This window comes from Streptomyces sp. NPDC058671 (assembly GCF_042716475.1).
Lineage (GTDB): Bacteria > Actinomycetota > Actinomycetes > Streptomycetales > Streptomycetaceae > Streptomyces.
Genome location: NZ_JBHXSA010000004.1, coordinates 279058 through 304259 on the forward strand (window position 1 = coordinate 279058; position 25202 = coordinate 304259).

Genomic DNA, 25202 nt, shown 5'->3' on the forward strand with positions numbered 1-25202 from the left:
TCCCGGCGTTCCGGGTGGACCGGTCAGAACATGCCGTCCTCGCGGCGGTGGATCTGCTCCATCAGTTCGGCCGCCATCGCCTTGATCGTCTCCAGCCCGGCGCGCCCCCACGGCCGGACGTCGGTGTCGACGACGCAGATGGTCCCGAGGGCCGCTCCGGTGCGGTCGATCAGCGGCGCCCCCATGTAGGAGCGGATGCCGATCTCGTCCACGACCGGGTTCCCCGCGAAGCGCGGGTAGTCGCAGACGTCCTCGAGGACGAGCGCCTTGCGTCGCACCACGACGTGCGGGCAGTAGCCGTGGTCACGGGCCATGAAGCGGCCGACGCCGCCGGCGCCCGCGGCGGCCGCGCCGAGGTCGCTGCCCGAGTGGGTGCCCTCGGGAGTGTGCAGACCGGCGAAGAACTGCCGGTTCTCGTCGATGAAGTTCACCATCGAGAACGGGGCACCGGTCACGTCCGCGAGGCGGTGGGCGAACTCGTCGAACGCCGGCTCCGGCCGCTCCCCCAGTCCGAGTTCACGCAGCCGCTGCACCCGGGCGGGCGCGTCCTTGTCGACGGGGGTCAGCAGGAGATGACCGGTCGGGTCGTACGTCATGGCGTGGCTCCGTAGCTCGGCACGGTGGCCGGGATGGTGGTGAGCAGATGCTGGACGAGGGTCAGCAGGGTGCGGATGCCGGAGCTGGAGATCCGGGCGTCGCAGAGGACCACCGGCACCTCCGGCTTGAGGTCGAGCGCGGCCCGTACCTCGTCCGGGTCGTAGCGGTAGGAGCCGTCGAACTCGTTGACCGCCACGACGAACTGGATCCCCCGCCGTTCGAAGAAGTCCACGGCGGAGAAGCACTCCTGGAGCCTGCGGGTGTCGGCGAGGACGACCGCCCCGAGCGCGCCCTCGGAGAGCTCGTCCCACATGAACCAGAAGCGTTCCTGGCCCGGGGTGCCGAAGAGGTAGAGCACATGGCGGTCGTCGAGCGTGATGCGGCCGAAGTCCATGGCGACGGTGGTCGTGGTCTTGGACTCCACGCCCTCCAGGCTGTCGGTGGCCGCGCTGACCGAGGTCAGCAGCTCTTCGGTGCTCAGCGGTTCGATCTCGCTGACCGCGCCCACGAGGGTCGTCTTGCCCACGCCGAATCCCCCCGCCACCAGGATCTTGAGCGCGGTGGGGAACGGGTCGGTGGCGAGACTCTCGTGGCGCTCAGAGCCGTTGTCGTAGGCCATCGAGCACTGCCTCCAGCAAGGAACGGTCGGTTGGGTTGGCGTGGAGCCGCGGAGCGCGGGCGGTGAGCGCCCCGCAGTCCATGAGGTCGGAGAGCAGGACCTTGGTGACCACGGCCGGGAGCCGTAAGTGCGCCGCGATCTCCGCCACCGTGGTGGGCCCGTCGCACAGCCGGAGAGCCACGCTGTGTTCGGGGCCCATGTGCGTCTGGGGTGACGATCCGGTCGCCATGACCATGGACAGCAGGTCCAGCGCGGTGGTCGGCTTGGTGCGGCCGCCACTGACGGTGTACGGGCGGATCAGCCGGCCGGCCGCGTCGTCGAGCCAGGGGCCTTCCTGAGGGGACGTCGCGTTCACTGCCCGATGCCACCCACCACTCCGGCTGCCTGCCGGGCGGGAGTGACCAGGTACGGCCGGACGCTCTTGACGAGCATCGCCATCTCGTACCCGAGGACCGCGGCGTCCGCCTCGCGCCCGGCGAGGACCGCCAGGCAGGTGCCGGATCCCGCGGTGGAGACGAAGAGGAGGGTGGAGTCGAGCTCCACGACCACCTGCCGCACCTCGCCGCCGTCGCCGAACCGGGCGCCCGCGCTGCGGCCGAGCGAGTAGAGCCCGGAGGCGAGGGCCGCCATGTGGTCGGCGGCGTCGGGGTCGAGACCGTGGACGGACTTGACGAGGCCGTCGGAGGAGAGCAGAACCGCGTTGCGGGTGTACGGGACCCGCTGGACCAGTCCGCTCAGCAGCCAGTCGAGGTCCGAGGAATGGCCGGTCGGCACATTGCTCGCCATGGTGCATCTACTCCTTGCGCGCGTCGCCGGGACGCAGCGGTTCATGGGGGGCGGGCTGGGATTCGGCGAGACCGATGCCGCGCTGGAACGCGGCCATCAGGCCGGGGTCGTGCAGGGCGTGCTCCTCGGGCTTGCGGGCCGCGGGCTCGTCGCGCAGCTGCGGGACGAGGTGCTCCTGGGCTCGCCGCTTGGGGAGCACGGGCCGGCCGTTGCCTTCGGGCGCCGGGGGGAGCGGCGACAGGAAGGAGGCCGGCGGGCCCATGGGCGCGCCGCCGGCCGCCGGGGCCGGTGCCGCGGGGGTGCGGTCGGAGTCCGCGTAGCGGTTCGACCGCTCGTTCGTACGGGCGTAGGTGAGCGGGTCGGCGGCGGGGCTCTCCTGGTGGCGGGGGGTGACCTGCTCCGGGAAGGGCGCGGAACGCGGTGCGGGTGCGGCGGGGGTCGCGTTCATGGCCACGGGCACGGGCGCCCGGGGGTGGGCCGGTGCCGGGGGCGCCGTGGGAGCCGTCGGGGGGGCCGGGGCCGCCGGGGGGGCGGTGACCGCGGGCCGGGACGGCGGGGGCGCGGGCGACTGGACCGCCGGCTGGGACTGCATCTGCACCTGGTTCGGCGGGACCGCGGTGGAACCGGCCGCCGCGGCGGCCTGGCGCTCGTGCTGGGCGAGCCCTTCGGGGTCGGCGCCGAGGAGGCCCTGGGGCAGTACGAGGACGGCCTGGACCCCGCCGTAGATGTTGGACTGGAGGCGTACGGCGATGCCGTGCCGCCTGGCCAGCGCCGAGACGACGAAGAGGCCGATCCGGCCGTCCTGGAGCAGGTGCGCGACGTTGACCTGGTCGGGGTCGGCGAGCAGGGCGTTCATCTTGTTCTGCTCGGTGACGGCCATGCCGAGACCGCGGTCCTCGACCTCGATGGCGAGGCCTGCCGTGACGTACTGCGCGCGGAGCAGCACGGTGGTGTGCGGCGCGGAGAACAGTGTCGCGTTCTCCACGAGTTCGGCGAGGAGGTGGATGACGTCGGCCACGGCATGGCCCCGGAGCGTACCGTCGATCGGCGGGACGAGCTTCACCCGCGGGTACTGCTCGACCTCGGCGATGGAGGAGCGCAGGACCTCCGTCATGGTGACCGGGTTCGACCACTGGCGACGGGAGATGGCGCCGCCGAGCACGGCGAGGTTCTCCGCGTGCCGGCGGATGCGGGTGGCCAGGTGGTCGACGTGGAACAGGCCCTTGAGCAGCTCCGGGTCCTCGACCTCGTTCTCCAGCTCGTCGAGGAGCTGGATCTCGCGGTGGACGAGGGACTGCAGGCGCCGGGCGAGGTTGACGAAGACCTCGACCTTCTGTTCGTTTCCGACGCTGCTGGAGAGCCGGGACGCCTGCACGACGGCGGCGATCGCGGCTTCGTGAGAGCGCGTCAGCTCATGGGAGAGCAGGTCGAACTCGTCGCCGGAGGCGGTGCCGGTCGGCGGTGCGGGTCGGGGCGGCAGCCCCTCCCCCCTGCGCAGCTGTTCGACGACCGTCCGCAGTTCGCTCTGGCCGCGGGCGCTGGAGCGGCGCAGGGCGTTGCAGCGGTCGAGCACCGACTTGGCGGCCCTGTCCGCGCCGAGTGCGGCGGCCGTCACGGAGGCGACGGTGAGGGCGGCCGCGCCGGTGAGGGCGGCCCAGAGCCCGGGGGTGGGGCTGGCGCCGGTGGAACGGATGGTGAAGAGGACGGCCGCGGCCCCGCCCAGTGCCACCGCGATGGCGGGGAGCACCGAGGTGCGCAGGAGTTGGGGGCGTATCCGCGCTTCCGTCGAGTGCTGCGGCGGGGGCGGCTGCGAGGGGGGGTTGCCGGGGGTACCGGGGGCGGGGCGGGCGCCTGACCGGCCGTGCCGCCCGCCCTCGCGTCGATCTGACCGCGAGGCGGGTGCGCGAAGTTGAGACATGAGTGTCCTTGGTACGTGCCCAGGAATCGGCGTACTGCGGGGGTGGTTCAGGGGGACGTCATGCAGGTCGTTCCGGGGAGCCGTTCCTGGGGCGTTCTGCGGGTGGACGACAAGGGAGCGTCGGGCTTATCGATGATCACCAACCACACACTGTAGTCGTCAACCGTTCATCGGGGGTGCGCAGTTGGCAAACTTACCCGCAGACGGGGCCGGTCTGGTATCGCCCGTCGCACGACAGGCCGAGAACGATCGGCCGAGAGTCGATCGCATGGCGTGAAAACGCCGTCGATGACCGGGAACGGAAGAGGGCGGAGGCGCTCGTACGCCTCCGCCCTCTGCGGAAATCGATCCCTACCGGAATTCCCCCGAGGGGTACGGACCGCATCCGTCCGCCCGCGGCATCAGGGAGCCGCCGCCGCCTCCGGCGCACCAAGACCGCCGTCCGCGCCCGGCCCGCCGGACACCTGCCCGGCGTCCGCACCGGTGTCCAGTCCCACGGCCGCACCGGCGGCGCCGGTCGACGGCGAGTGACCGTCGGCGAGATCCGGGTCTCCCCACCCGCCGGCCGGGACACGGGCGACCGGGCGCCACCAGGGAGCCTCGGGCAGACGCTCGGCCCCGGGTTCGAAGGGTTCGCCGGGAAGGGGCAGGGCGACCCGCTGGGAAGCGCCGGCGGCGGCTTCGACGGTGCCCTCCCCCGGCTCGGCCCACGGGTGCGGGGCGAGGTTGAAGGTGCCCCAGTGGATCGGCAGCATCACCCCGCCCGGCCCGCCGCCCTGGAGGTCCAGGTGGGCCCGCATGCCCTCCGCCGGGGTCATGTGGATGTCGGTCCAGAACTCCGAGTAGGCGCCGATCTGGATCATCGTGGCGTCGAAGGGGCCGTGGGCCGCGCCGATGTCCTTGAAGCCGGAGAAGTAGCCGGTGTCGCCGCTGTGGAAGATCCGGTGGGCGGGTCCCGTCACCACCCACGAGGCCCAGAGGGTCATCTGCCGGTTGCGCAGCCCGCGGCCGCAGAAGTGCCGGGCCGGGGTGGCCGTGAGACGCAGCTCGCCGACCTCGGTGGACTCGTTCCAGTCCAGCTCGCGCAGCCGGGAGGCGGGTACGCCCCAGCGCTCCAGGTGCGCGCCGACGCCGAGGGGCACCGCGAAGAGCGTGTCCGTGGTGGCGAGCGCCTTGATCGTCGGCAGGTCGAGGTGGTCGTAGTGGTCGTGCGAGATCACCACGACGTCGACCGGACCGAGCGCGGCGAGCGGCAGGGGCACCGGGTGGAGACGCTTGGGCCCGGCGAAGGGGAAGGGGGAGCAGCGCTCGCCCCAGACGGGGTCGAAGAGGACCCGGTGGCCGTCGATCTCGGCGAGGACGCCGGAGTGCCCCATCCAGGTCAGGCGCAGGCCCGTGGCCGGGGGCCTGGCCAGGTCGGCGACGGTGGTGGGGTAAACGGGGATCGATCCGGTGGGGGCGCGGCGCGACCGTCCGTCCTTGTCGAAGTAGATCTTGGCGAACTCGAGGCCGGAGCCGGAGGGGCCACGTCGGGCGGGTTCGGGGTTCTGGAAGATCCCGTCCGCGAAGTTCGGCGAGCGGCGGATGCGGGCGAGGCGCTCGCCCGCGGGGTCCGCGCCGAAGGACTCGGGGCGCAGCGCGCGCAGCCGGGCCCGCGGCGAACGGTCGGAGCCGGTACCGGTCACAGGACCTCCTGATCCATGGGGGTCGTTCCATTATGGGCAACCCGAGCCCCGAACGATCGGGACGGTGGTCCATACTGAACGGCTGTTCAGTACGGAGCCCGGCCCCCACGCCCTTTCCGAGGAGACGCCCGATGAGTTCCGCCCCCCTGCTTTCCGTCGGCTGGACCGACCACGTGACCGGCCGCCGGGGCCATCTGGTGGTCGACCGGCTGGTGCGCGGGGTGGCCAGTGGAGGCCTGCGCATGCGGGAGGGGTGCACGGCCGACGAGGTCGCCGGACTCGCACGGGGCATGACCGTGAAGGAGGCCCTGCACTACGACCCGAGCGCCCGGTACGTGCCGCTGGGCGGCGCCAAGGGCGGCATCGACTGCGACCCGCGCTCCCCCGAGGCGTACGGCGTCCTGGTGCGCTATCTGCGGGCGATGCGGCCTTACGTCGAGCGGTTCTGGACCACCGGCGAGGACCTGGGGCTCACCCAGGACCTGGTGGACCGCGCCGTGGCCGAGGTCGGCCTCGTCTCCTCCGTGCAGGCCGTGTACCCGCTCCTGGACGACGAGGCGACGGCCCGGAAGCGTCTCGCCGACGCCTTCGCGATCGAGGTCGACGGCCTCGGACTGGACGAGCTGGTCGGCGGCCTCGGGGTCGCGGAGTCCGTCCTGGTCGCTCTCGACCGGGCCGGTCGGGAGTACGCCGGGACCCGGGTGTCGATGCAGGGCTTCGGCACGATGGGCGCGGCCACCGCCCGCTTCCTCGCGCGGGCCGGACTGCGGGTGGTGGCCGTTGCCGATGTCCGGGGCACGATCGTGAACCCCGGCGGCCTCGACGTCGAGGCGCTGCTCGCGGCCCGCGACGCCCACGGGACCGTCGACCGCTCCGCGCTCCGGCCCGGTGACCGGCAGGCACCGGGGGACGCCTGGCTCGCGGCCGAGGCGGAGGTCCTGGTCCCGGCGGCCGTCTCGTACGCCGTCGACGCCGGGAACCAGGGACGGATCACGGCCCGCTGGATCGCGGAGGCCGCCAACATGCCGGTCCTGCCGGAGGCCGAGGAGGCGCTGTCGGCGCGCGGGGTGACCGTACTGCCCGACGTGGTCGTGAACTCGTGCACCAACGCGTGGTGGTGGTGGACGCTGTTCGGCGACATCGAGGCCGACGCCGACCAGGCCTTCGACCGGGTACGGCGGGCCATGCGGGGGCTCGTCGGCGGGATGCTCGACCGGGCGGCGGCGGACGGCACGAGCCCGCGCGCCGCGGCGCACGCGCTGGCGGAGGAACGGCTGCCGCTCATCGCCGAGCGTTACGGCTGGTACTGACCCCACCACGACGGGCGACCGTTGGCGATCATGCTCGCGTCATGTGCTGTGTAGGCTGCACGGCGTGGCGAGAGTGCGGTTGAGCGTGGCCGAGCGGCGGGAGGAACTGCTGCGGGCCGCCGTCGAGCAGATCGAGGCGCGCGGTGTCGCGGCCGTCCGGATCTCCGACGTGGCCTCCGCGCTCGGGGTGAGCAACGCCCTCGTGCTCTACCACTTCTCGTCCAAGGAACAACTGGTCGCGGCGGCCTTCGCGCACGCCGCCGAGGCCGATCTCGTCCAGCTGCGACGGATCCTCGGGCGGCGCTCCACAGCGGTGCGACGGCTTCGGGCGGCGGTGCGCTGGTACGCGCCGACCGGTCAGGCCAAGGGCTGGCGGCTCTGGATCGAGGGCTGGGCCGCCTCCCTGCGGGACGCGGAGCTGCGCCGGGTCGCCGCCTCCCTCGACCAGGAGTGGAAGGCCGCGCTGACCCGGGTGATCGAGGAGGGAGCAGCGGCGGGCGAGTTCCGCTGCGCGGATCCGGCCGCGGCGGCCTGGCGGCTCACCGCCTTCCTCGACGGCCTCGCCGTCCAGACGACGGCGTACGCCGGTCCCCTCTCCCGCACCGCGATGCTGCGCTGGGCGGACGCCGCCCTCGCCCGGGAGCTGAACCTGCCGGACGAGGACGGGGACGGGGAGTCGGGCGGGGACGGCGACCCTGGCGAGGACGGGAAGCCGGGCGACAGCGGCGGGCCGGGCGTGGGCGGCGAGGACGGGAAGCCGGGCGACACCGGCGGGCCGGGTGAGAGTGGCCGACCGGGCGCGGGTGGGGGCGGCAGACCGGGCGTGGGCGGCAGCGGCGGGCCGGATCGCACCAGCAGGCCGGGCGAAGGGGACGGCGGCGCGCCGGATGGCGCCGGCGGGCCGCGCCCGGGCGGACCGCCGGGGGACGTCTGAGCCCCCCTCGGTCAGCGCAGTTCGAAGACCGCCGAAACCGTGATGTGCTCCTCGATCTCGCCCGGGGCCAGCGGCACGCTCTGCTCGTCCGCGATGACGCCCGGGGCGGCGCCGAGACCGGGGCGCACGGACTCGCCCTCGCTGAGCGAGACGAGGCGGCCGAGACGGTGGCCGCTGAGCCGCGCGTGCTGCGCCGCCTTGTCGTACGCGTCCTGGTAGGCGGCCTCGCGCGCCTTCGCCCGCAGTGACGAGGGGTCGGCGACGTCGAACACGACGCCGTTGATCCGGCCCGCGTCCTTCGTGGCGTCGTTGACGGCACCGATGACCTGCCCGGTCCTGTCGAGGTCCCGGACCTTCACCGAGAAGGACTGCCCGGCCTGGTACCCCGTCACCTTGCTCTCCCCGGCCGCGTTCTGCGTGTGCACCGGGGACAGCGTGAGGCTGTCGGTGCGGATGTCCCGCTCCGCGATGCCCTCCTCGTGCAGTACCCGGAGGAGGGTCTCGGAGGCGGTCTTCTGCGCGGCCATCGCCTCCTTCGCGGTCCCGCGCGCGGCCTCGACCCCGACGGACAGGATCGCCAGATCGGGCGCGGCGGCGGCCCGGCCGCTGCCGGTGACCGTGACCGTCGCGGGCGTCTCCGCACGGGTGGCGAGGCGCGGGGCCGTCCGCTCGGGCGCGGTGGCCAGGGCGGGGGTCGCGGTGGCGACGAGGAGGCCGCCGAGGACGGCGGTGGCGGCGAGCAGTCGGGCGGTGCGGGCGGCGCTGGGTCGGCGGATCGTCACGGGCGGTCCCTTCGATGGCGGGTGCCGGAGCTCCGGCGGGCCCCCTCCATCCCAGCATCCGGCGCCGCCGCCTCCCGTACGCCACTCCTGACCGGCGTCGCCCTTCACCTCTCCGTACCAGCCGGACCGCTCGCGGGCGCGCTCAGGTCTGGACGAGCGGTTCGTACGCGTCGGGACGCAGCCCGAAGGTCCAGGCGACGCCCTCCCGCGCGGTCCTGGTCGTGGGCGGCACCCGGAGCCAGTACGTGCGGTGGGTGCCGTCCGGCTCGGGCGTGGAGTTGACGACCTCGACCATCGCGACGTCCTCGTCGTCGGCCAGCTCGATCCGCCAGAGGACCCCCGTCTCGTCGCGGTGCTCGTGCCGGGCTCCGGAGGCGGCGAGGTAGCGCTCGTAGCCGTAGTGCTCCAGCATCACGCGCCGCAGTTCGGCGTTCTCCTCCTTCCGTATCCGCTCGGGGGTGAGTCCGGCGAGACCGGCGAGGAACGTGGCGGGCACGGGCATGCCCCGCCAGGCGTGCAGGGCGAACCCGTCGGCGAACGCGAGCGCCGGGCCGTCGCCCCGGTCGAGCCGCCCCGCCTCGTCCCGGTGGAGTTCGACCGGGCGCTCGCAGACCACGGCGACGTTCTCGTAGGGCCACCACCAGCCCGCGTGTCGAGCCACGGCGGCGAGGCCCGCGAGGCGCTCGCCCTGCCCTTCGAAGGCGGCGAGCCAGGCGGCGTCGTGCTGACCGAGCACGGCGTCGAGCAGCACGAGCCGCACGGCGGTCGCCTCCCGCTCGGCACCCGCCGAGCCGAGGAGGCCGTCGTCCACCGGGGCCACGAGACCGTCGCCCGCCGTGCCGACGAGACCGTCGTCCACCGAGCCCACGAGCCCGTCGTCCGCCTTGCCGCCCGCGTCTCCGGCCCCGGCCGCCGCAGCCGTGGCCGCGTCCGTCACCCCGGTCCGTATCCGCTCCGCGAGGTTCCGGGTGAGGTCCCACAGGGGGGCGCCGGTCGCCCGCCAGTGGGCCGCCCAGCCGGCGGGGCCGAGCTCGTCGTGAAGGCGGCGGCGCTCCTGGGCCCATGGCCGGGTGCGCACCGCGTCCCGTACCGAACGGCCCTGTTCCGTCAGGCTCCGTACGAGGGTGACGGCCGCGAGAGGCGAGTCGGCCCAGAGCACGCGCGCGGGTTCGGCGAGACCCGCCGTGCGGTAGGCGAGGCGGACGCCGTCCTCCGCGGCGGCGCGGTCGGCGGGCCCGGTGGCGGCGGCGACGGATCGCCATGTGTCCAGTGCGGTGGTGCGGTCCATGACGGCGTAATTCACGTGGGCGTGGTTCATTGCTGTCCCCAGGTCTCTCTCGGTCAGTCCGCGACGATCCGGTACGCGCCGGGCACGTACTCCCGCTGGCGCACCACCCGGTACCAGCCCTTGGGAAGGGGTATCGGGGCGTGTTCCTCGTGCACCACCCGGCCGCCTTCGGGGAGTTCGAGCAGGAACGGGCCGAAGGGCCCGGGCTCCCGCACGAGCCGGCCGGGCCCGGGGATCGCGTGGGCGTGCCCGGTGACCTCGCCGAGGGCGAGGACCAGGCGCCCTCGGGCGTCCCGCGGCTCCCCCGGCGCCGTCCTCGCCCGCTGCGGAACGGCCGTCTCGTCGACGGGTGCGATCAGTACGTCTCCCTGCCGGTACATGGCTCTGCCCTCCCCGTCCGGCGCGGTCGGCCGAACACGGGAACGACGCTAGAGGTCGGGTCTGACAATCGGGCCCCGGACGGGGGGCGGCGCGGCCGGCGACCCCTTCGCGGTGTCCGGGGCCGACCCGGCGAACGGTGTTGTCGGTGCCGCTTGGTAGAACTCAGACATCAGCCGATCCACGCCAGTTCGCCGTACGGGAGCGCAGTCATGACCGTTCACCACCACATGCGGGAATTCCACGACCTGCCCGTGTTCGACTTCCCGGCGGCGGACGCGCCGGTCGAGCTGCCCGACGCCGCCGCCGTCGCCTGGCGGATCTCCTCGCCGACCTACTGCGACCCCGGGGACGAGCAGTGGGGCCCGCTCTTCGAGCGGTTCCTGAAGACGGTCGACACGGGACGGGTGCGCGCGCTGGTCGTCGGAGGTTGGGACGAGGCGTACGAGAACTCGTCGGCCGACATCGTGACGGCGCTGATCGGGGCCGCTGACCGGCTGACCGCCCTGGAGGCCGTGTTCCTCGGAGACATGCTCTCCGAGGACTGCGAGATCTCGTGGATCGTCCAGTCCGATGTGACGCCGCTGCTCGCCGCCTACCCGGGGCTGCGGGAGTTCGGCGTCCGCGGCGGCACCGGCCTGGTGTTCCCGTCCGTCCGGCACGAGAACCTGGAGACCCTCGTCGTGGAGACGGGCGGTCTGGGCGCCGAGGTCGTGCGCGGGATCGCCGGGAGCGACCTGCCCGCCCTGGCGAACCTGGAACTCTGGCTCGGCACCGACGAGTACGGCGGCGACAGCACCCCGGAGGACCTGGGTCCGCTGCTCTCCGGCTCGGCGTTCCCGGCCCTGCGCAGTCTCGGCCTGTGCAACAGCGTGATCCAGGACGCCGTCGCCGCCGCCGTGGCGAGCGCCCCCGTGGTCGCCCGGATCGAGCGCCTCGACCTGTCCATGGGCGTGCTCACCGACGAGGGCGCGGCGGCGCTGCTCGACGGACAGCCGCTGACCCATCTCGCCCACCTCGACCTCTCCCACCACTACCTGTCGGACGCCGTGCGCGAGCGGGTGCTCGCCGCGCTCGTCCCGCACGGCGTGACCGTCGTCCTCGACGACGCCGAAGAGCCCGACGAGTACAACGGCGAGGTCTACCGGTACGTCGCGGTCGCCGAATGACCGCCGCCCCGCGTCTCGTGGTCGTCGGCGGTCCGGCGGGCCGCCGCGTCGCGTTCTTCCAGGACGCGCTGCGGACCGCCGGGCTGCCCGAGGCGCGGGTGGTGTCCTGGCCCGAGGTGCTCCGCGGCGGTGCGCGGTTCGCGGCGGGCGAGACCGTACGCCTGGACTCGCCCGGTGAGGACCCCGAGGCCGACCGGGTGCTGCGCGACGTGGACGATCCCTCCCGGGTCGAGGGCTCCGGCCGCTGGTACGAGCGGTTCGTCGACGCCGTGGCGGGTCTCGCCGGGTCCGTCACCGGGGCGTGCGCCACGCTCGTCGACGACCCCGCCGAACTCGCGGTCCTGTTCGACAAGCGGCTGAGCCACGGCCTGCTGCACGCGGCAGGAGTGCCGGTGCCCGCCTCTCCGACCTCCGGGCCGTCCGCCCCCGTGGTGCGCGGCTGGGAGCACATCCGTTCGCTGACCGCCGAGGCCGGGATGCGGCGGTTCTTCGTGAAGCTCGCGCACGGGTCGTCCGCGTCGGGGGTGTTCGCCGTCCAGACCGGCGGCGCGGGCCGGGTCCAGGCCATCACCTCGGTGGAGCGTGGCCCCGGCGGGCGCCTCCACAACTCCCTGCGGGTACGGCGGTACACGAACGAACGCGAGGTCGCCGCCCTCGTGGACACCCTCGCGCCCGACGGTCTGCACGTCGAGCGCTGGCTGCCCAAGGCCTCCCAGGACGGCCGGGCCGCCGATCTGCGGGTGGTGGTCGTCGACGGCAGGGCCACCCACGCCGTGCTCCGCACCAGCCGCTCCCCGATGACCAATCTGCATCTGGGCGGGACCCGAGGCGACCTGGCCGCGGCCCGCGCCGCGATCGCCTCGGCCGGCGGGCGGTGGTCGGACGCGCTCGCCGTGTGCGAGCGGGCCGCCGCCGTGTTTCCCGGCACCCGGTGCGTCGGCGTCGATCTGCTGCCGGCCACGGGCTGGCGCCGCTTCGCCGTGGCCGAGGTCAACGCCTTCGGTGATCTGCTGCCGGGTCTCACGGGCCTGCCCGGCAGCGGCGCCGAGGGCCTCGACACGTACGCGGCGCAGGTCGCCGCGCAGTTCCCGGAGGCCGCTGAGGCCCTGAAGTCCCCCGAGGCCTCGACACCGTCGCAGCAGGCCCTGCGAACCCCGCAGGTCCGTCCCGCCCCCCGCACCACAGGAACGAGCAGTCCGTGAACCAGCAGCCCGCGAACCAGCGGCCCGACATGAACGCGATCGTCGGCAGCCACGATCTGCTCCTCGTCACCCTCGACACCCTGCGGTACGACGTGGCGGTGGAGCTCGCGGCCGCGGGCCGCATCCCGAACCTGGCCCGTCATCTGCCCGGCGGCGCCTGGGAGCGGCGGCACGCCCCCGGCAGCTTCACCTACGCCTCCCACCAGGCGATCTTCGCGGGTTTCCTGCCGACCCCGGCCGCCCCCGGGCCGCACCCGCGTCTGTTCGCGGCGAGGTTCGCGGGCAGTGAGTCGACCGCCGACGGCACCTTCGTCCACGAGACCCCCGACCTGGTGTCCGCCCTCGCCGGCGAGGGCTACCGCACGGTCTGCGTCGGCGGCGTCGGCTTCTTCAACAAACAGCCGCCGCTCGGCGCCGTGTTGCCCGGCCTGTTCCAGGAGAGCCACTGGGAGCCCGACTTCGGCGTCGCCTCCCCCACCTCCTTCGAGTCCCAGGTGGCACGCGCGGAGGAGGTCGTGGCCGCGCTCCCCCACGGGCGTCGGCTCTTCCTCTTCGTCAACGTGTCCGCGCTGCACCAGCCCAACTGGTTCCATCTGCCGGGGGCGACCCCCGAGGCGGGTGACTCCCGGGCCACCCACGCGGCGGCCCTGGAGTACGTGGACCGGCACATCGGACGGCTCTTCGCCGCGATGAGCAGCCGGCGCCCCTGCTTCGCGATCGTCTGCTCCGACCACGGCACCGCGTACGGGGAGGACGGCCACACCGGGCACCGGCTCGGTCACGAGGTCGTGTGGACCGTCCCGTACGCGCAGTTCGTCCTCGCGGGCCCGGAGCGGGAGGACGTGGCATGAGCGACGCCATCCGCCCGTACCGCAGCTACGTCTACGCGTACCCGCACAAGACGGCGTACCGCGCGCTTCCCGAGCGCCCGGAGCTGACCGCGCTCTGGGCCGGGGAGCCGAAGGACGCGCTCTCCCTCTACGCGCACATACCGTTCTGCGAGGTCCGCTGCGGCTTCTGCAACCTCTTCACCCGGATCGGCGCCCCCGACGAGCTGACCGGCCGCTATCTCGACGCCCTCGACCGCCAGGCCACCGCCGTGCGGGAGGCTCTCGGGGACGGGGCGCCGGTGCGGTTCGCGACGGCCGCGTTCGGCGGGGGCACGCCCACCTTCCTCACCGCCGCCGAACTGGAGCGGCTCTGCGACATCGCGGAGAAGCGGATGGGGGTCGACCTCCGGGCGGTCCCGCTCTCCGTGGAGACCTCGCCCGCGACGGCGACCGCCGACCGGCTCGCGGTCCTCGCCGAGCGGGGCGCGACCCGGCTGAGCATCGGGGTGCAGAGTTTCGTGGACGCCGAGGCGCGGGCGGCCGTCCGGCCACAGCGGCGCGCGGACGTCGAGGCCGCGCTCGGCCGCATCCGGGACACGGGCGTGCCCGTGCTCAACATCGACCTGATCTACGGGATCGACGGCCAGACCGAGGAGTCCTGGCGGTCCTCGCTCGACGCGGCCCTGGTCTGGCGCCCCGAGGAGCTGTACCTCTACCCCCTGTACGTCCGGCCCCTCACCGGCCTCGGCCGGATCTCCCCCGCCGACCGGTTGCGGGCCGACCGGGAGTGGGACGAGCGGCGGTTGCGTCTGTACCGGTACGGCCGGGACCATCTCCTCGCGCACGGCTACGAGCAGGTGTCCATGCGGATGTTCCGGCGGGCGGACGCCGCACCGCTCGGCCCCGACGACCACCCCTGTCAGACGGACGGGATGATCGGCCTGGGCTGCGGGGCCCGGTCGTACACGTCGGCCCTCCACTACTCCTTCGACTACGCCGTCGACATGCGGGAGATCCGCTCGATCATCGACGCCTACACGGAGACCCCGGACTTCTCCCGCGTCGAGGTGGGCCGCTGGGTCGACGCCGGGGAGGCCCGCCGCCGCCACCTTCTCCAGTCACTGCTCCAGGCCGAGGGCATGCCGGTCGCGGGGTACGAGGAGCGGTTCGGGTCCTCGCCGTTCGCCGACTTCGCCGAGGAGCTGGGCCGGTTCGAGCGGCTCGGTTGGCTGGACGGGGACGCCCCGGCGGGACTCCTCCGCCTGTCACCGGACGGGCTCGCGTACTCGGACGGGCTCGGCCCGGAGCTGTTCTCCCCCGACGTGCGGGCCGCGATGGCCGCGTACGAGCCGAAGTAGGGGGCCGGCATGGACCTCACCCTCGGCTCGGGCCGGGATCAGGCCCCTGACCCGGGCATGGACCTGACGTTGCTCTACCGCGGGCCGCTCTCGTCCTGCGACTTCGACTGCCCGTACTGCCCCTTCGCCAAGCGGCGGGACAGCCGTGAGCAGTTGCGGGCGGACCGGGCCGCGCTCGAACGGTTCACCGGGTGGGCAGCCGGGCAGACCGGCGACCGGCTGCGGATCCTCTTCACGCCGTGGGGCGAGGGTCTGGTGCGCTCCTGGTACCGGCGGGCGCTGGTCGACCTGTCGCGGCTGCCGCAGGTCGAGCGGGTGGCGATCCAGACCAATCTGAGCTGCCGGACGGACTGGCTGGCGGAGGCCGATCCGGAGCGCGTGGCGCTCTGGTGCACGTACCACCCCGGGCAGACGCCGTTCGAGCGGTTCCTCGCCAGGTGCGGAGAACTGGCGGAGCGGGGCGTCCGGTTCAGTGTCGGCGTGGTCGGCCTGCCGGAGCACGCGGAGCACGCGAGCCGGCTGCGTGCCGCGCTGCCGCCGCACGTCTACCTCTGGGTGAACGCGGCGGAGGGGCACACGTACACCGACGCGGAGGCGGGGGCGTGGACGGCGATCGATCCGCTGTTCCCGTACAGCCGGCATCCCCACCGCTCGGCGGGGCTGCCGTGCCGGACCGGGGAGTCGGTGATCTCGGTGGACGGCGAGGGGACGGTGCGGCGCTGCCACTTCGTCAAGGCCGAGCTGGGGAACCTGTACGACGGTTCGTACCGTGCCGCGCTGCGTCCCCGGGCCTGCCCCCTCGCCGTCTGCGACTGTCACATCGGCTATGTGCACCTGGAGACACTGCCGCTGTACGACGTGTTCGCCGGCGGGGTCCTGGAGCGGATCCCGGCCGGCGGTCCGTCGCCGCTCAGAGGGGCATGAGGTCCGGTCGCTTGGCCGCGACGTGGTCGCCTGAGCTCTCGCCGCGCAGCCGGCGCCCGATCCACGGCACGAGGTACTCCTTGGCCCAGTAGATGTCGTCGCGGCGCACCTCCAGCGTGCCGCGCGGGGGTACGGGCGGCCAGACCTGGTCGGGGTCCGCGGGCACCGGCAGGCCGAGGACCTGGGCGGCGCGGAGGGCGACCCGGGTGTGCCCCTCGGCCGAGAGGTGCAGCCGGTCGCTGTCCCAGGCGCGCCGGTCCTGCACGGACCGGAGGGACCACAGGTCGAGGACCGGGCAGTCGTAGCGGTCCGCGATGGCCCGGACGTGGGCGGTGTAGGTGGCGATCTTGCCCCGCAGGTGCCTGAGCACGGGCACGTCACGGGTGTCGAAGCCGGTGGTCACCATGACGGTGCCGACGGCGGAGGTCAGTTCGGCGACAGCGCGCTCGAAGCGCTCGGCCACGTCGTCGGGGTCCGTGCCGGGGCGGATGATGTCGTTGCCGCCGGCACAGAAGGTCACCAGGTCGGGGGCGAGTTCCTTCGCCCGCGGGACCTGTTCCGCCACGATCTGGTCGAGGAGGCGCCCGCGTACGGCCAGGTTGGCGTAGCGGAAGGCGTCGCCCTCCGGCAGCCGGTCGGCGAGCAGGACCGCGAGGCGGTCCGCCCAGCCGACGTACGTCCCGTCCGGGCCGGGGTCTCCGACGCCCTCGGTGAAGCTGTCACCGATCGCCGCGTACGACCCGAATACGTTCTTGTCTCTTGATCTCGAATCGTCTGCCACGGGAGCACATCCTTCCCTCTGGGATGTGACCTACGCGACCGTAAGGAGGGGTTGACGCCGGGTGACATATGCCACCGATAAAGAGTTTGCCAAGCCGGAATAGACGGGGAACGCGCCGGTGGCCCGGCACGGGAGTGCCGGGCCACGCGGGTGCCGGTGCGTCAGATGGAGACGCCGTGCTGGCGCAGGTAGCCCAGCGGGTCGATGTCGGAGCCGTAGCTCGGCGAGGTGCGGATCTCGAAGTGCAGGTGCGGGCCGGTGGAGTTGCCGGTGGAGCCGGAGAGGCCGATCTGCTGGCCGCCGCTGACGGACTGGCCGGACGAGACGGAGAGGGAGGAGAGGTGGGCGTACTGGGAGTAGCTGCCGTCGGCGTGCTGGATGACGACCTCGTTGCCGTAGGCGCCGCTCCAGCCGGCCGAGACGACCGTGCCGGCGCCGACGGCGCGAACGGTGGTGCCGGAGGAGGCGATGAAGTCGACACCGGTGTGGTAGCCGGAGGACCACATGGAGCCGGAGGCGCGGTACGGGGTGGAGATGCCGCCGCTGACCGGGGAGACCCAGCCGGACCCGGAGGTCGAGGCGCCGGAGCCCGTGGACCGCTCGGAGGACGAGGAGGAGCCGGAGTCCGAGGAACGGGTGACGGAGGCCGGGGCCTCGGCGCGGTCGTCGCCGCGGGAGGCGCGCGGGGTGTCGCCGTTCTTCGAGGAGGACGTGGCGGCCGGCTCCGTGGACCGCGCGGGGGCGGCCTTGGGCGCGGTGCTCTTCGGGGCGGCGGCCTTGGCGGTGCTCTTGGCCCCGAGCGTGAGCTTCATGCCGGGCAGGATGAGCGAGGGGTCCTCGCCGACGACCTGGCGGTTGTCCGCGTACAGCTTCTGCCAGCCGCCCACGAGGCGGTGGTCGGCGGCGATCTTCGACAGGTAGTCGCCCCGCACGACGGAGTACGTCTTCGGTGCGGCCTTGGCGGCGGGTGCGGCCTTGGCGGAGGCGGGGGCCTTCGCCTGGGCGGCAGCGGTGACGGCCTGGCCGGCGGCGGCCGGGGCGGACTGCTCGGCGGCGTGGGCCCCGGTGGCGCCGAGGAGCGGGAGCGCGACGACGGCGCCTCCCGTACCGGCGGCGGCGATTCCGCGGGTCAGGCGGTTGGTCTTGATGCGGCGGTGCTTACCCTTCGCGGGCATGGCGAATTCCTCTCCGGCGCCTACGAGGTGAGCTGTCGGGTTCGGACTGGAGATGCCCGGCCGCGCTCTCACGCGGCTTCACCCCAAGCCGTCCTGCGTCGCGGGACCGGCGTACTTCCTGGGTCCCCCGCTCCTGCCACACATGGGTGAGTGGGAATTCCGGACGGTGGCAGGATTCGGCGGTCCGACCGGATTGACGGTGACGCTAGACGAGCGGGGTCGGCGCGAACAAGCCACCGTTTTCCACCGGCTTTCCCCGCCCTGTCCCTGCCCCGGAATTCCGGTCACCCTCCGTGGATGACGGTCCTTCGATCCCCCTTTCACGCAGGGCAATTGGTTCCGGCCGTCGGCCACGATCCGTCACCTTTATGACCCTGCTCACGCACCGAAGCTCATCTCCCCCGTAAACGGGGCGCGTTATACGCAAGGCCTCAATTCGGACAGATCACTCATTCCCGTGCAGGGGGGTGACCCGGCACCGTCCCGCCTGGATGATTGCCCCTGGAACCGATCTCGCTTCGGGCACCCGACCGCCGACCACCAGGAGCATCCGTGACGCAGCAGCTGCCGCAGGTCCCGCCCCTCGACATGACCGAACCCGCGCTGACCGAGGTCCGCAACTTCCGGGACGTGGGCGGCCTGCCGACGACCGACGGGCGAGCCGTCCGCCCCGGGCGCCTCTTCCGCAGCGGCCACCTCGCCCACGCGACCGCGGCGGACGCCGCCTTCCTCGACTCGCTGGGCCTGCACACCGTCTTCGACTTCCGGAACCTGGCCGACCGGAAGGTGGAGGGCCCGGACGTCGAACTGCCCGGCGTGCGGAACGTGAACATACCCCTCAACGATCCGGCGGACGGCAAGGAGTTCTGGAAGCTGGTCCGCGGCGGCGACATCCCGCAGCTGCGGGAGATCCTCGGCGACGGCAAGGCGGCCGCCACCATGTCCGACTCGTACCGGAGGATGGTGGTCGAGCGGACCGCCGAGCACAGCCGGATCCTGCACGCCCTGGCGGAGGACAGCCTCCCCGCCCTGATGCACTGCGCGGCCGGCAAGGACCGCGCCGGGCTCTCCATCGCGATCACGCTGCTCGCCGTCGGGGTCGAGCGGGCGGCGATCGAGGCCGACTACGTGAAGTCGAACGAACCGCACCGCCGCTACAAGGTGCGCCGCAGCTCCACCGCCCCGGACGCCATGTCGCCCGAGGTGATGGAGCTGCTGAGCCCGCTCTTCGACGCGCGGGTGGAGTATCTGCGCGGAGCCTTCGAGACGATCGAGACGACCTGGGGCTCCGTGGACGCCTATCTCGCCGAGGGCCTGAAGCTGGCCCCGGAGACCCGCGAGCTGCTGCGGGAGCGCCTGCTCACCGAGGCGTGACCCCCCCCCCCCCCGCCTACTGGTTCTGGCCACCCAGCACGAAGAGCAGGTAGAGGAAACCGGCGAAGAGGTGGCCGGCGATCAGATAGGCGAAGAGCCGGAGGACCAGCCCCTTGGGGAACTTGCCCTCCCCGCGCTCTTCACCGGTGACCGGTCGTGACTTCTCGGACATGTCAGCCCTTTCGGAAGTATCAGCGTCGGTGCGGCGTCCCGTCGCCGAGACACAGCTCGGCCACGGGACTCCGCAGCAGGGTGTGGACGAACAGCAGCTCCGCCCCGCCGGGAGTGGCGGCGCCGATCCGGTGCGGGGTGAGCGAGTCGAAGTGCGCACCGTCCCCGGGGTCGAGGACGTGCACGACGTCACCGAGCGCGAGCCGCACCCGGCCCTCCAGGACGTGGATCCACTCCTCCCCCGGGTGGACGCGCACGATGTCGGCCCGGGTGGCGTGCGGCACGTGGACCCGCAGGCACTGCAGGGCGCGCCCGGCGCCGCCCGCCTGGCGGTAGACCCAGCCGTCGGCCTCGACGGGTTCGGAGCGGGCCGCCCGGACGACGGGGTCGCGCTCGGGCGGCGTCTCGCCGAGGAGCTCGGAGACCGTCGTACCGTAGATCCGGGCGAGGGCGAGCAGCATCGGCAGCGAGGGCTGCCGGTTCCCCGTCTCCAGGCGCGAGAGGTGGGCCGGGGAGAGGCCGGCCCGCTGGGCGGCGGCCTCCAGGGTGAGTCCCCGGCGGCGGCGCAGGGCACGCAGCTGCGGGGCGACGTCCGGCAGGGAGCCGGGTGTGGCGGGGTCCGGGGAGGGGTCCCCGGGGACGTGGTCCATGCGTCCATTCCGCCAGCATCGTGCCTCTGAGGCAAGTTTCTTGCCTCAGAGACAAAGACCCGGCCCGGGGTCAGCGTTGTGCGACGGCCTGCTTCACCAGGGTCCTCCCGAAGTCCCACATCAGCCCGCCGCCGCCGTGGGCGTCGTCCATGACCGCCGTGAAGGCGGTGACGAACCGGTCCACGTCCGCCTCGTCGATGATCAGCGGCGGGATCAGCTTGATCACCTCCAGATGGTCCCCGGAGACCTGGGTGAGGATCCTGTGCCGCTGGAGGAGCGGGACGACGACCATCTGCGCGAAGAGGCCCTTGCGGGCCGCCTGCAGCATCGTCCAGCGGCCGCGCAGCCCCAGCGAGGACGGCCTGCCGAACTCGATCCCGATCATCAGCCCGCGCCCGCGGACCTCGTGCAGCAGTTCGTACCGGGGTACGAGCTCCCGCAGGCGGCCGGACAGCAGGTCGCCGATGCGGCGGGCGTGGGCGACCGTCCCCTCGTCCTCCATGACCGACAGGACCGCGAGCCCGGCCGCCATGGCCTGCGCGTTCGATCCGAAGCTCGCCGAGTGGACGAGGACCCGGTCCATCGACGAGTAGACCCTCTTGAAGATCCAGTCCTTGCCGAGGGTCGCGCCGACCGGCACGTAGCCGCCGGAGAGCGCCTTGGCGACGCAGACCAGGTCGGGCTCGACCCCCTCCTCGTGCTGGTACGCGTAGAAGTCGCCGGTCCTGCCGAGGCCGGTCTGCACCTCGTCCGCGATCAGCAGGGCACCGTGCTCGTGCAGCAGGTCCTGGGCGGCGCGCAGGAAGCCGGGCGGGGCCTCGTGGACGCCCTTGCCCTGGATCGGCTCCACGACGAAGGCGGCCACGTCGCCGCCGCGCAGCTCCCGTTCCAGGGCTTCGAGGTCGCCGAGTTCGATCGCCGTGTCGGGCAGCAGCGGGGCGAAGCCGTCCCGGAAGCCCTTCTCCCCGTTGACGGAGAGGGAGCCGGTGGTCAGGCCGTGGAAGGCGTGGGAACAGTAGAGGACCCTGGGGCGCCCGGTGGCGTACCGGGCGAACTTGAGGGCGGTCTCCACGGCCTCCGTGCCGCTGCTGCCGAAGAACACCCGGTCGAGGTGCGGGCTGTGGCCGAGCAGCCGTTCGGCCAGGAGTCCGGGCAGCGGCGGGCAGTCGAAGCGGGTGAGGTCGGCGAGCTGGGCGTCCAGGACGTCGTGGAGGGCCTTGCGGACGACGGGGTGGTGCCGTCCGAGGCCCATCACGCCGAAGCCGGCGAGCATGTCGAGGTGGTCGACGCCGTCGGCGTCCCAGAAGTGGGCACCCTCGGCCCGCTCGTACACCTTGTCGAAGCCGATGGTGTGGAGCATCCGCGGCAGTTGGGGGTTCAGGTGGCGGGCGTGCAGCTCGTACCGCTCGCCACCGCGTTCGGCGAGCAGCGCCCGCAGGTCGAACTCACCCGTCATCAGGCACTCACCCGTTGTTCCCGGAGACGGTCTCCCTGACCGCGCGCAGGGACTCCTTGAGGGAGCCCATGGTGGCGAGGACGGCGGTGGGCTCGTAGCCGCAGTGCGCCATGCAGTTGGCGCAGCGCGGGTCCTTGCCGCGGCCGTACTTGTCCCAGTCGGTGTCCTCGACGAGTTCGCGGTACGTGGGGACGTAGCCGTCGCTCATCAGGTAGCAGGGGCGCTGCCAGCCGAAGAGGGAGTAGTTCGGGATGGCCCAGGCGGTGCAGGGGAAGTCCGCCTTCCCTTCCAGGAAGTCCAGGAAGAGCGGCGAGTGGTTGAGCCGCCAGCGGCGCCGGTTCCCGCCGGCGAAGGCCTTCTTGAAGAGTTCTCGGGTCTGCTCGACGCCGAGGAAGTGCTCCTGGTCGGGGGCCTTCTCGTACGCGTAGGCGGGCGAGATCATCATCTCGTCGACCTGGAGGTCGTCGTTGAGGAAATTGAGGACCTCGATGATGGTCTGCGGGGTGTCGGTGTTGAAGAAGGTCGAATTGGTGGTGACGCGGAATCCGCGTCGCTTGGCCTCCTTGATGGCCGCCACCGCCTCGTCGAACACGCCTTCCTTGGCGACGGACTCGTCGTGCCGCTCGCGCAGGCCGTCGATGTGCACGGCGAAGGCGAAGTACGGGGAGGGCGTGAAGTCCTCCAGCTTCTTCCGGAGCAGCATGGCGTTGGTGCAGAGGAAGACGTACTTCCTCCTGGCCACCAACTGACGGACGATCTCGTGGATCTGAGGGTGCATCAGGGGCTCGCCGCCCGCGATGGACACCATGGGGGCGCCGGACTCCAGGACCGCGCCGACCGCCTGGGCGACCGGCATGCGCTGCTTGAGGACGCCCGCCGGGTGCTGGATCTTTCCGCAGCCCTCGCACTTGAGGTTGCACGCGAAGAGCGGTTCGAGTTCAACGATCAGCGGGAACTTCTCACGCTTGCGGAGCTTCTGTTCGAAGAGATAGGTCCCGACCCTGATGGACTGGCGCAGTGGCATGGCCATGACTCGCTCACCTCCTGGGGAGCAGCAAAGAACGGTGCCATTCGAAGAATGCGGGAAGGACGGCACGAAGAACACGGAAGGCCGATATTCCCCCGCGCACCGTCCCGATCCGGACCAGTTCATGTTCTGGAGCGTCCACGACCACCCGGACGGCCGCAACCGGGCGGGCGCCGGGCCCTCCCCCGGCGTTTCCGGCGGCCCGTGCGGTACGCAGCGTCGCGGCGGACTCCATGTCGACGGCGATCGCGCCGGTGGCGCGCAGCGCGGCCCGCTCGGGGCCGCGCACCACGTGGTCGGAGCCGGTCAACGGCCCGGTGTGCACGGCCCGGCCCGGCACCGCTTTGGCGAGGGCCTCCACCAGGAGCTCGGTCCCGGTGCAGGAGGTGGTGCCGCCGGGGCCGCGGGTCTCGTCGGCGACGATCAGGTCTCCCGGGTGCATGCCGGGGGCGAGCCCCGCGCAGAAACCGGAGGCGATGACGGCCGCGTCCCGCCACCGCTCCCCGCCGAGTGTCCGGGACACCGCGCGGTGGGCCCGGTCGGGTCCCATGCCCGTACGGAGCACGGTCACGGCCCCGGGAGCGCCGCCGCGGTCCCCGCTGCGCAGGGCGAGCTGCTCGATGCCGAGCGCGCAGGCGACGAGGAGTCGCGGCGGGGCGCCGGGGCCCGGCCCGCACTCCATCAGCGGACCCTGCCGGGCGCCGGCTCCCCGTACACGTAGCGTCCGAGCGCCGTGAGGGGGAACACCTGCCGGTAGAGGTGGTAGTTGATGGAGAAGTCCCAGGGGAAGCCGGTGCCGGTGAAGTACGGCTCGTCCCAGGAGCCGTCCTCGCGCTGGGTCGCGGTGAGCCAGGCGACGCCGCGCCGGACGGGCTCGGAGTCACGCTCCCCCGCCGCGAGGAGGGCCATCAGCGCCCACGCGGTCTGGGAGGCGGTGGAGGCGCCCCGGCCGATCCACTCCGGTTCCGTGTAGGAGCGCAGGTCCTCGCCCCAGCCGCCGTCCTCGTTCTGCGTGGAGCCGAGCCAGGCGACGGCCCGGCGGATCGCGGGATGGGAGACGGGCAGCCCGGCCGCGGTGAGCGCCGGGAGCACCGAGCCGGTGCCGTACACGTGGTTGACGCCCCAGCGCCCGAACCAGCCTCCGTGCGGCTCCTGTGCGGCGAGGAGCCACTCGACGCCCCTGCGGGTACGGGGGTCCTCGGCGAGCCCCTCGTACGCCAGCATCTCCACCACGTGGGCGGTGACGTCGGCGGAGGGCGGGTCGATCACCTCGCCGAAGTCGCAGAAGGGCAGCTTGTTGGGCAGGGCGCTGGTGTTGTCGGCGTCGAACGCGCCCCAGGCACCGTCGCGCGACTGCATGCCGAACGTCCAGCGCGCGCCCCGGGCGACGGCCGCCTCGACCCGGGCCGGCTCGGGGTGGCGGACCCGGCGCAGGGCGAGCACCACCTCCGCGGTGTCGTCGATGTCGGGGTAGTTGTCGTTGTGGAACTCGAACGCCCAGCCGCCCGGGGGCAGTCCCGGCCGCCGTACCGCCCAGTCCCCGGTCCGGGTGACCTCCTCGTCGAGCATCCAGTCGACGGCCTTCAGCAGGGCGGGGTGGTCCGGCGGGAGCCCCGCGTCCGCGAGGGCGATGGTGGCGAGGCAGGTGTCCCAGACGGGCGACTGGCAGGCCTCGACCATCCGCGAACCGTCCTCGCGCCACACGGCGAACCGGTCGAGCGACTCCAGGCCGGCGCGCATGACGGGGTGCTGGAGGTCGTAGCCGAGGAGGTGGAGGGCGATCACCGAGTAGACGGCGGGCGGCTGGATGCCGCCCCAGCAGCCGTCGTTCTCCTGGCGCTCGACGATCCAGCGCGCGGCCAGGTTCATGGCGGTCCTGCGCAGGGCGCGCGGCGCCACCCGGTGGTAGACGTGCAGCGCCTTGTCGAGCCGCTGGAAGATCCCGTCCCAGCCGGTCGCGGGGGCGAGGGGGCGGGGCGGGTTCGGCCGGGCCGGGTCGGTGTGCAGCTCGTCGAGGGGGAAGGGCGCGGGGCGGACCGGGCGCTTCGCGGAGACGACGGTGAGGGGCACGATCGTCTGCCGGGCCCAGCAGCCGAAGTCGTAGATGTTGAGCGGGAACCACTTCGGCAGGAAGAGCAGTTCCGGGGGGAGTTCGGGCAGGTCCTCCCAGCGCCACCAGCCGAAGAGGGCGAGCCAGATCCGGGTGAAGACCCGGGCGGCGGCGATGCCGCCGCCGGCGCGGACCCAGGCGGCGGCGCGGGCCATGTGCGGGGCCTCGGGCGGGTCTCCGGCGAGCCTGAGGGCCACATAGGCCTCGACGGTGGCGGAGACCTCGCCGGGTCCGCCGTAGAAGGTTGCCCAGGCGCCGTCCTCGCGCTGTTCGCGGCGGATGTGGAGGGCCGCGGCGCGGAGGGTGTCGGCGTCGAGGATGCCCAGGAACTGGCGCAGGAGGAGGTCTTCGGCGTCCATGGTGACGTTGGTCTCCAGGTCGCCCTTCCACCAGCCCTCGGGGTCCTGCAGGGCGAGCAGGTGCTCGACGGCCCGTGCCGTGGCTCTGGCGGCGGCCTCGTCGAGGCCGGCCGGCGCGGAGGCGTCGGTGTGGTGGGTGGTGCTGGCCGCGGCCGTCCGGGGGCCCACGGCCCCGGCGTTTCCGTCGGTCGTCGCTGTCATGGCTTCCCCTTTACGCAGTCGGTTTCATCTGCTCTACGGGTCTGCCGTCGGGGCGGGGCGCAGGGCCCCCGCCGGGGCCCGCGCACCCATAAAACGGGGTTTGTGGTGAAAAATAACG

General features: G+C 73.1%; 24 protein-coding genes, 1 pseudogene and 1 riboswitch. Of the genes and pseudogenes, 8 read left to right on the top strand and 17 right to left on the bottom strand.

Features of this window, described 5'->3' with window-relative positions; all coding sequences use genetic code 11:
• Positions 1 to 23 precede the first annotated feature (23 nt).
• The 6 genes from ACFWV2_RS07600 to ACFWV2_RS07625 form a co-directional block, all read right to left on the bottom strand.
• Positions 24 to 596 carry a GAF domain-containing protein gene (locus ACFWV2_RS07600; protein WP_384403142.1) on the bottom strand — a complete coding sequence of 191 codons (573 nt, stop codon included), beginning with the start codon at positions 594 to 596 and terminating at the stop codon, positions 24 to 26.
• Entirely contained in the window at positions 593 to 1216 is a 624-nt protein-coding gene (locus ACFWV2_RS07605) for an ATP/GTP-binding protein (protein ID WP_360787189.1), read from the bottom strand. The genes ACFWV2_RS07600 and ACFWV2_RS07605 overlap by 4 nt, the downstream gene beginning before the upstream one ends.
• Positions 1194 to 1571, bottom strand: a complete 378-nt coding sequence (locus ACFWV2_RS07610) for a DUF742 domain-containing protein (RefSeq protein ID WP_384403146.1) — start codon at positions 1569 to 1571, stop codon at positions 1194 to 1196. Before ACFWV2_RS07610 ends, ACFWV2_RS07605 begins: the two co-directional genes overlap by 23 nt.
• A complete protein-coding gene (locus ACFWV2_RS07615) occupies positions 1568 to 2002 on the bottom strand; it encodes a roadblock/LC7 domain-containing protein (RefSeq protein WP_351906169.1) in 435 nt (144 codons plus the stop codon). Before ACFWV2_RS07615 ends, ACFWV2_RS07610 begins: the two co-directional genes overlap by 4 nt.
• 7 nt (positions 2003 to 2009) lie before the next feature.
• Entirely contained in the window at positions 2010 to 3920 is a 1911-nt protein-coding gene (locus tag ACFWV2_RS07620; protein ID WP_384403149.1) for a sensor histidine kinase, read from the bottom strand.
• Positions 3921 to 4321: 401 nt separating this feature from the next.
• On the bottom strand, positions 4322 to 5605 hold the full coding sequence (locus ACFWV2_RS07625) for an MBL fold metallo-hydrolase (protein ID WP_384403152.1): 1284 nt from the start codon (positions 5603 to 5605) through the stop codon (positions 4322 to 4324).
• A 131-nt stretch (positions 5606 to 5736) separates the two neighbouring features.
• Here ACFWV2_RS07625 and ACFWV2_RS07630 point away from each other — a divergent pair, with 131 nt between their 5' ends.
• Positions 5737 to 6915, top strand: a complete 1179-nt coding sequence (locus ACFWV2_RS07630; RefSeq protein ID WP_384403155.1) for a Glu/Leu/Phe/Val dehydrogenase dimerization domain-containing protein — start codon at positions 5737 to 5739, stop codon at positions 6913 to 6915.
• Positions 6916 to 6979: 64 nt separating this feature from the next.
• Positions 6980 to 7567, top strand: a pseudogene (locus ACFWV2_RS07635) (TetR/AcrR family transcriptional regulator); the annotation flags it as partial.
• 293 nt (positions 7568 to 7860) lie between these two features.
• On the opposite strand, the gene ACFWV2_RS07640 reads toward ACFWV2_RS07635, so the two are convergent.
• The 3 genes from ACFWV2_RS07640 to ACFWV2_RS07650 all read right to left on the bottom strand — a co-directional run bounded on the left by ACFWV2_RS07640 (position 7861) and on the right by ACFWV2_RS07650 (position 10299).
• Positions 7861 to 8631 carry an SIMPL domain-containing protein gene (locus ACFWV2_RS07640; protein ID WP_384403158.1) on the bottom strand — a complete coding sequence of 257 codons (771 nt, stop codon included), beginning with the start codon at positions 8629 to 8631 and terminating at the stop codon, positions 7861 to 7863.
• 142 nt (positions 8632 to 8773) lie between these two features.
• On the bottom strand, positions 8774 to 9919 hold the full coding sequence (locus tag ACFWV2_RS07645; RefSeq protein WP_384403161.1) for a DUF6745 domain-containing protein: 1146 nt from the start codon (positions 9917 to 9919) through the stop codon (positions 8774 to 8776).
• Between the two features lie 53 nt (positions 9920 to 9972).
• Positions 9973 to 10299, bottom strand: a complete 327-nt coding sequence (locus ACFWV2_RS07650; RefSeq protein WP_384403164.1) for a hypothetical protein — start codon at positions 10297 to 10299, stop codon at positions 9973 to 9975.
• Between the two features lie 210 nt (positions 10300 to 10509).
• Between ACFWV2_RS07650 and ACFWV2_RS07655 the strand changes: the two genes are divergently transcribed.
• The 5 genes from ACFWV2_RS07655 to ACFWV2_RS07675 are packed head-to-tail and all read left to right on the top strand — an operon-like array spanning position 10510 to position 15780.
• Positions 10510 to 11466: an STM4015 family protein gene (locus ACFWV2_RS07655; protein ID WP_384403167.1), complete on the top strand. Its 957-nt coding sequence runs from the start codon at positions 10510 to 10512 to the stop codon at positions 11464 to 11466.
• A complete protein-coding gene (locus tag ACFWV2_RS07660; protein ID WP_384403170.1) occupies positions 11463 to 12668 on the top strand; it encodes an STM4014 family protein in 1206 nt (401 codons plus the stop codon). Before ACFWV2_RS07655 ends, ACFWV2_RS07660 begins: the two co-directional genes overlap by 4 nt.
• Before the next feature lie 29 nt (positions 12669 to 12697).
• Entirely contained in the window at positions 12698 to 13519 is an 822-nt protein-coding gene (locus tag ACFWV2_RS07665) for an STM4013/SEN3800 family hydrolase (RefSeq protein ID WP_384403301.1), read from the top strand.
• Positions 13516 to 14856 (top strand): STM4012 family radical SAM protein, encoded by a 1341-nt coding sequence (locus ACFWV2_RS07670; RefSeq protein ID WP_384403173.1) that lies wholly within the window; start codon positions 13516 to 13518, stop codon positions 14854 to 14856. The genes ACFWV2_RS07665 and ACFWV2_RS07670 overlap by 4 nt, the downstream gene beginning before the upstream one ends.
• A gap of 57 nt (positions 14857 to 14913) precedes the next feature.
• Positions 14914 to 15780 (top strand): STM4011 family radical SAM protein, encoded by an 867-nt coding sequence (locus ACFWV2_RS07675; RefSeq protein ID WP_384403304.1) that lies wholly within the window; start codon positions 14914 to 14916, stop codon positions 15778 to 15780.
• On the opposite strand, the gene ACFWV2_RS07680 is transcribed toward ACFWV2_RS07675, so the two are convergent.
• Together ACFWV2_RS07680 and ACFWV2_RS07685 are read right to left on the bottom strand one after the other, a co-directional pair.
• Positions 15767 to 16561, bottom strand: coding sequence for an SGNH/GDSL hydrolase family protein (locus ACFWV2_RS07680; RefSeq protein ID WP_384403177.1), 795 nt, complete (start codon positions 16559 to 16561; stop codon positions 15767 to 15769). The genes ACFWV2_RS07675 and ACFWV2_RS07680 overlap by 14 nt on opposite strands.
• A gap of 161 nt (positions 16562 to 16722) precedes the next feature.
• Positions 16723 to 17736 carry a LysM peptidoglycan-binding domain-containing M23 family metallopeptidase gene (locus ACFWV2_RS07685; RefSeq protein WP_384403180.1) on the bottom strand — a complete coding sequence of 338 codons (1014 nt, stop codon included), beginning with the start codon at positions 17734 to 17736 and terminating at the stop codon, positions 16723 to 16725.
• A gap of 4 nt (positions 17737 to 17740) precedes the next feature.
• A riboswitch (cyclic di-AMP (ydaO/yuaA leader) is annotated at positions 17741 to 17928 on the bottom strand.
• A 360-nt stretch (positions 17929 to 18288) separates the two neighbouring features.
• Between ACFWV2_RS07685 and ACFWV2_RS07690 the strand changes: the two genes are divergently transcribed.
• A complete protein-coding gene (locus tag ACFWV2_RS07690; protein WP_384403183.1) occupies positions 18289 to 19110 on the top strand; it encodes a tyrosine-protein phosphatase in 822 nt (273 codons plus the stop codon).
• A gap of 16 nt (positions 19111 to 19126) precedes the next feature.
• Here the strand turns inward: ACFWV2_RS07690 and ACFWV2_RS07695 are convergent, their stop codons facing one another.
• The 6 genes from ACFWV2_RS07695 to shc all read right to left on the bottom strand — a co-directional run bounded on the left by ACFWV2_RS07695 (position 19127) and on the right by shc (position 25084).
• A complete protein-coding gene (locus ACFWV2_RS07695; RefSeq protein WP_360787149.1) occupies positions 19127 to 19282 on the bottom strand; it encodes a DUF6126 family protein in 156 nt (51 codons plus the stop codon).
• Between the two features lie 19 nt (positions 19283 to 19301).
• Positions 19302 to 19931: a helix-turn-helix domain-containing protein gene (locus ACFWV2_RS07700; protein WP_384403188.1), complete on the bottom strand. Its 630-nt coding sequence runs from the start codon at positions 19929 to 19931 to the stop codon at positions 19302 to 19304.
• A 70-nt stretch (positions 19932 to 20001) separates the two neighbouring features.
• On the bottom strand, positions 20002 to 21387 hold the full coding sequence (locus ACFWV2_RS07705) for an aspartate aminotransferase family protein (RefSeq protein WP_384403191.1): 1386 nt from the start codon (positions 21385 to 21387) through the stop codon (positions 20002 to 20004).
• Positions 21388 to 21394: 7 nt separating this feature from the next.
• Entirely contained in the window at positions 21395 to 22417 is a 1023-nt protein-coding gene (hpnH, locus tag ACFWV2_RS07710) for an adenosyl-hopene transferase HpnH (RefSeq protein ID WP_384403194.1), read from the bottom strand.
• A gap of 7 nt (positions 22418 to 22424) precedes the next feature.
• On the bottom strand, positions 22425 to 23096 hold the full coding sequence (locus tag ACFWV2_RS07715; protein WP_384403197.1) for a 1-hydroxy-2-methyl-2-butenyl 4-diphosphate reductase: 672 nt from the start codon (positions 23094 to 23096) through the stop codon (positions 22425 to 22427).
• Positions 23096 to 25084, bottom strand: coding sequence for a squalene--hopene cyclase (shc, locus tag ACFWV2_RS07720; RefSeq protein ID WP_384403200.1), 1989 nt, complete (start codon positions 25082 to 25084; stop codon positions 23096 to 23098). The genes ACFWV2_RS07715 and shc overlap by 1 nt, the downstream gene beginning before the upstream one ends.
• Between the last annotated feature and the right edge of the window lie 118 nt (positions 25085 to 25202).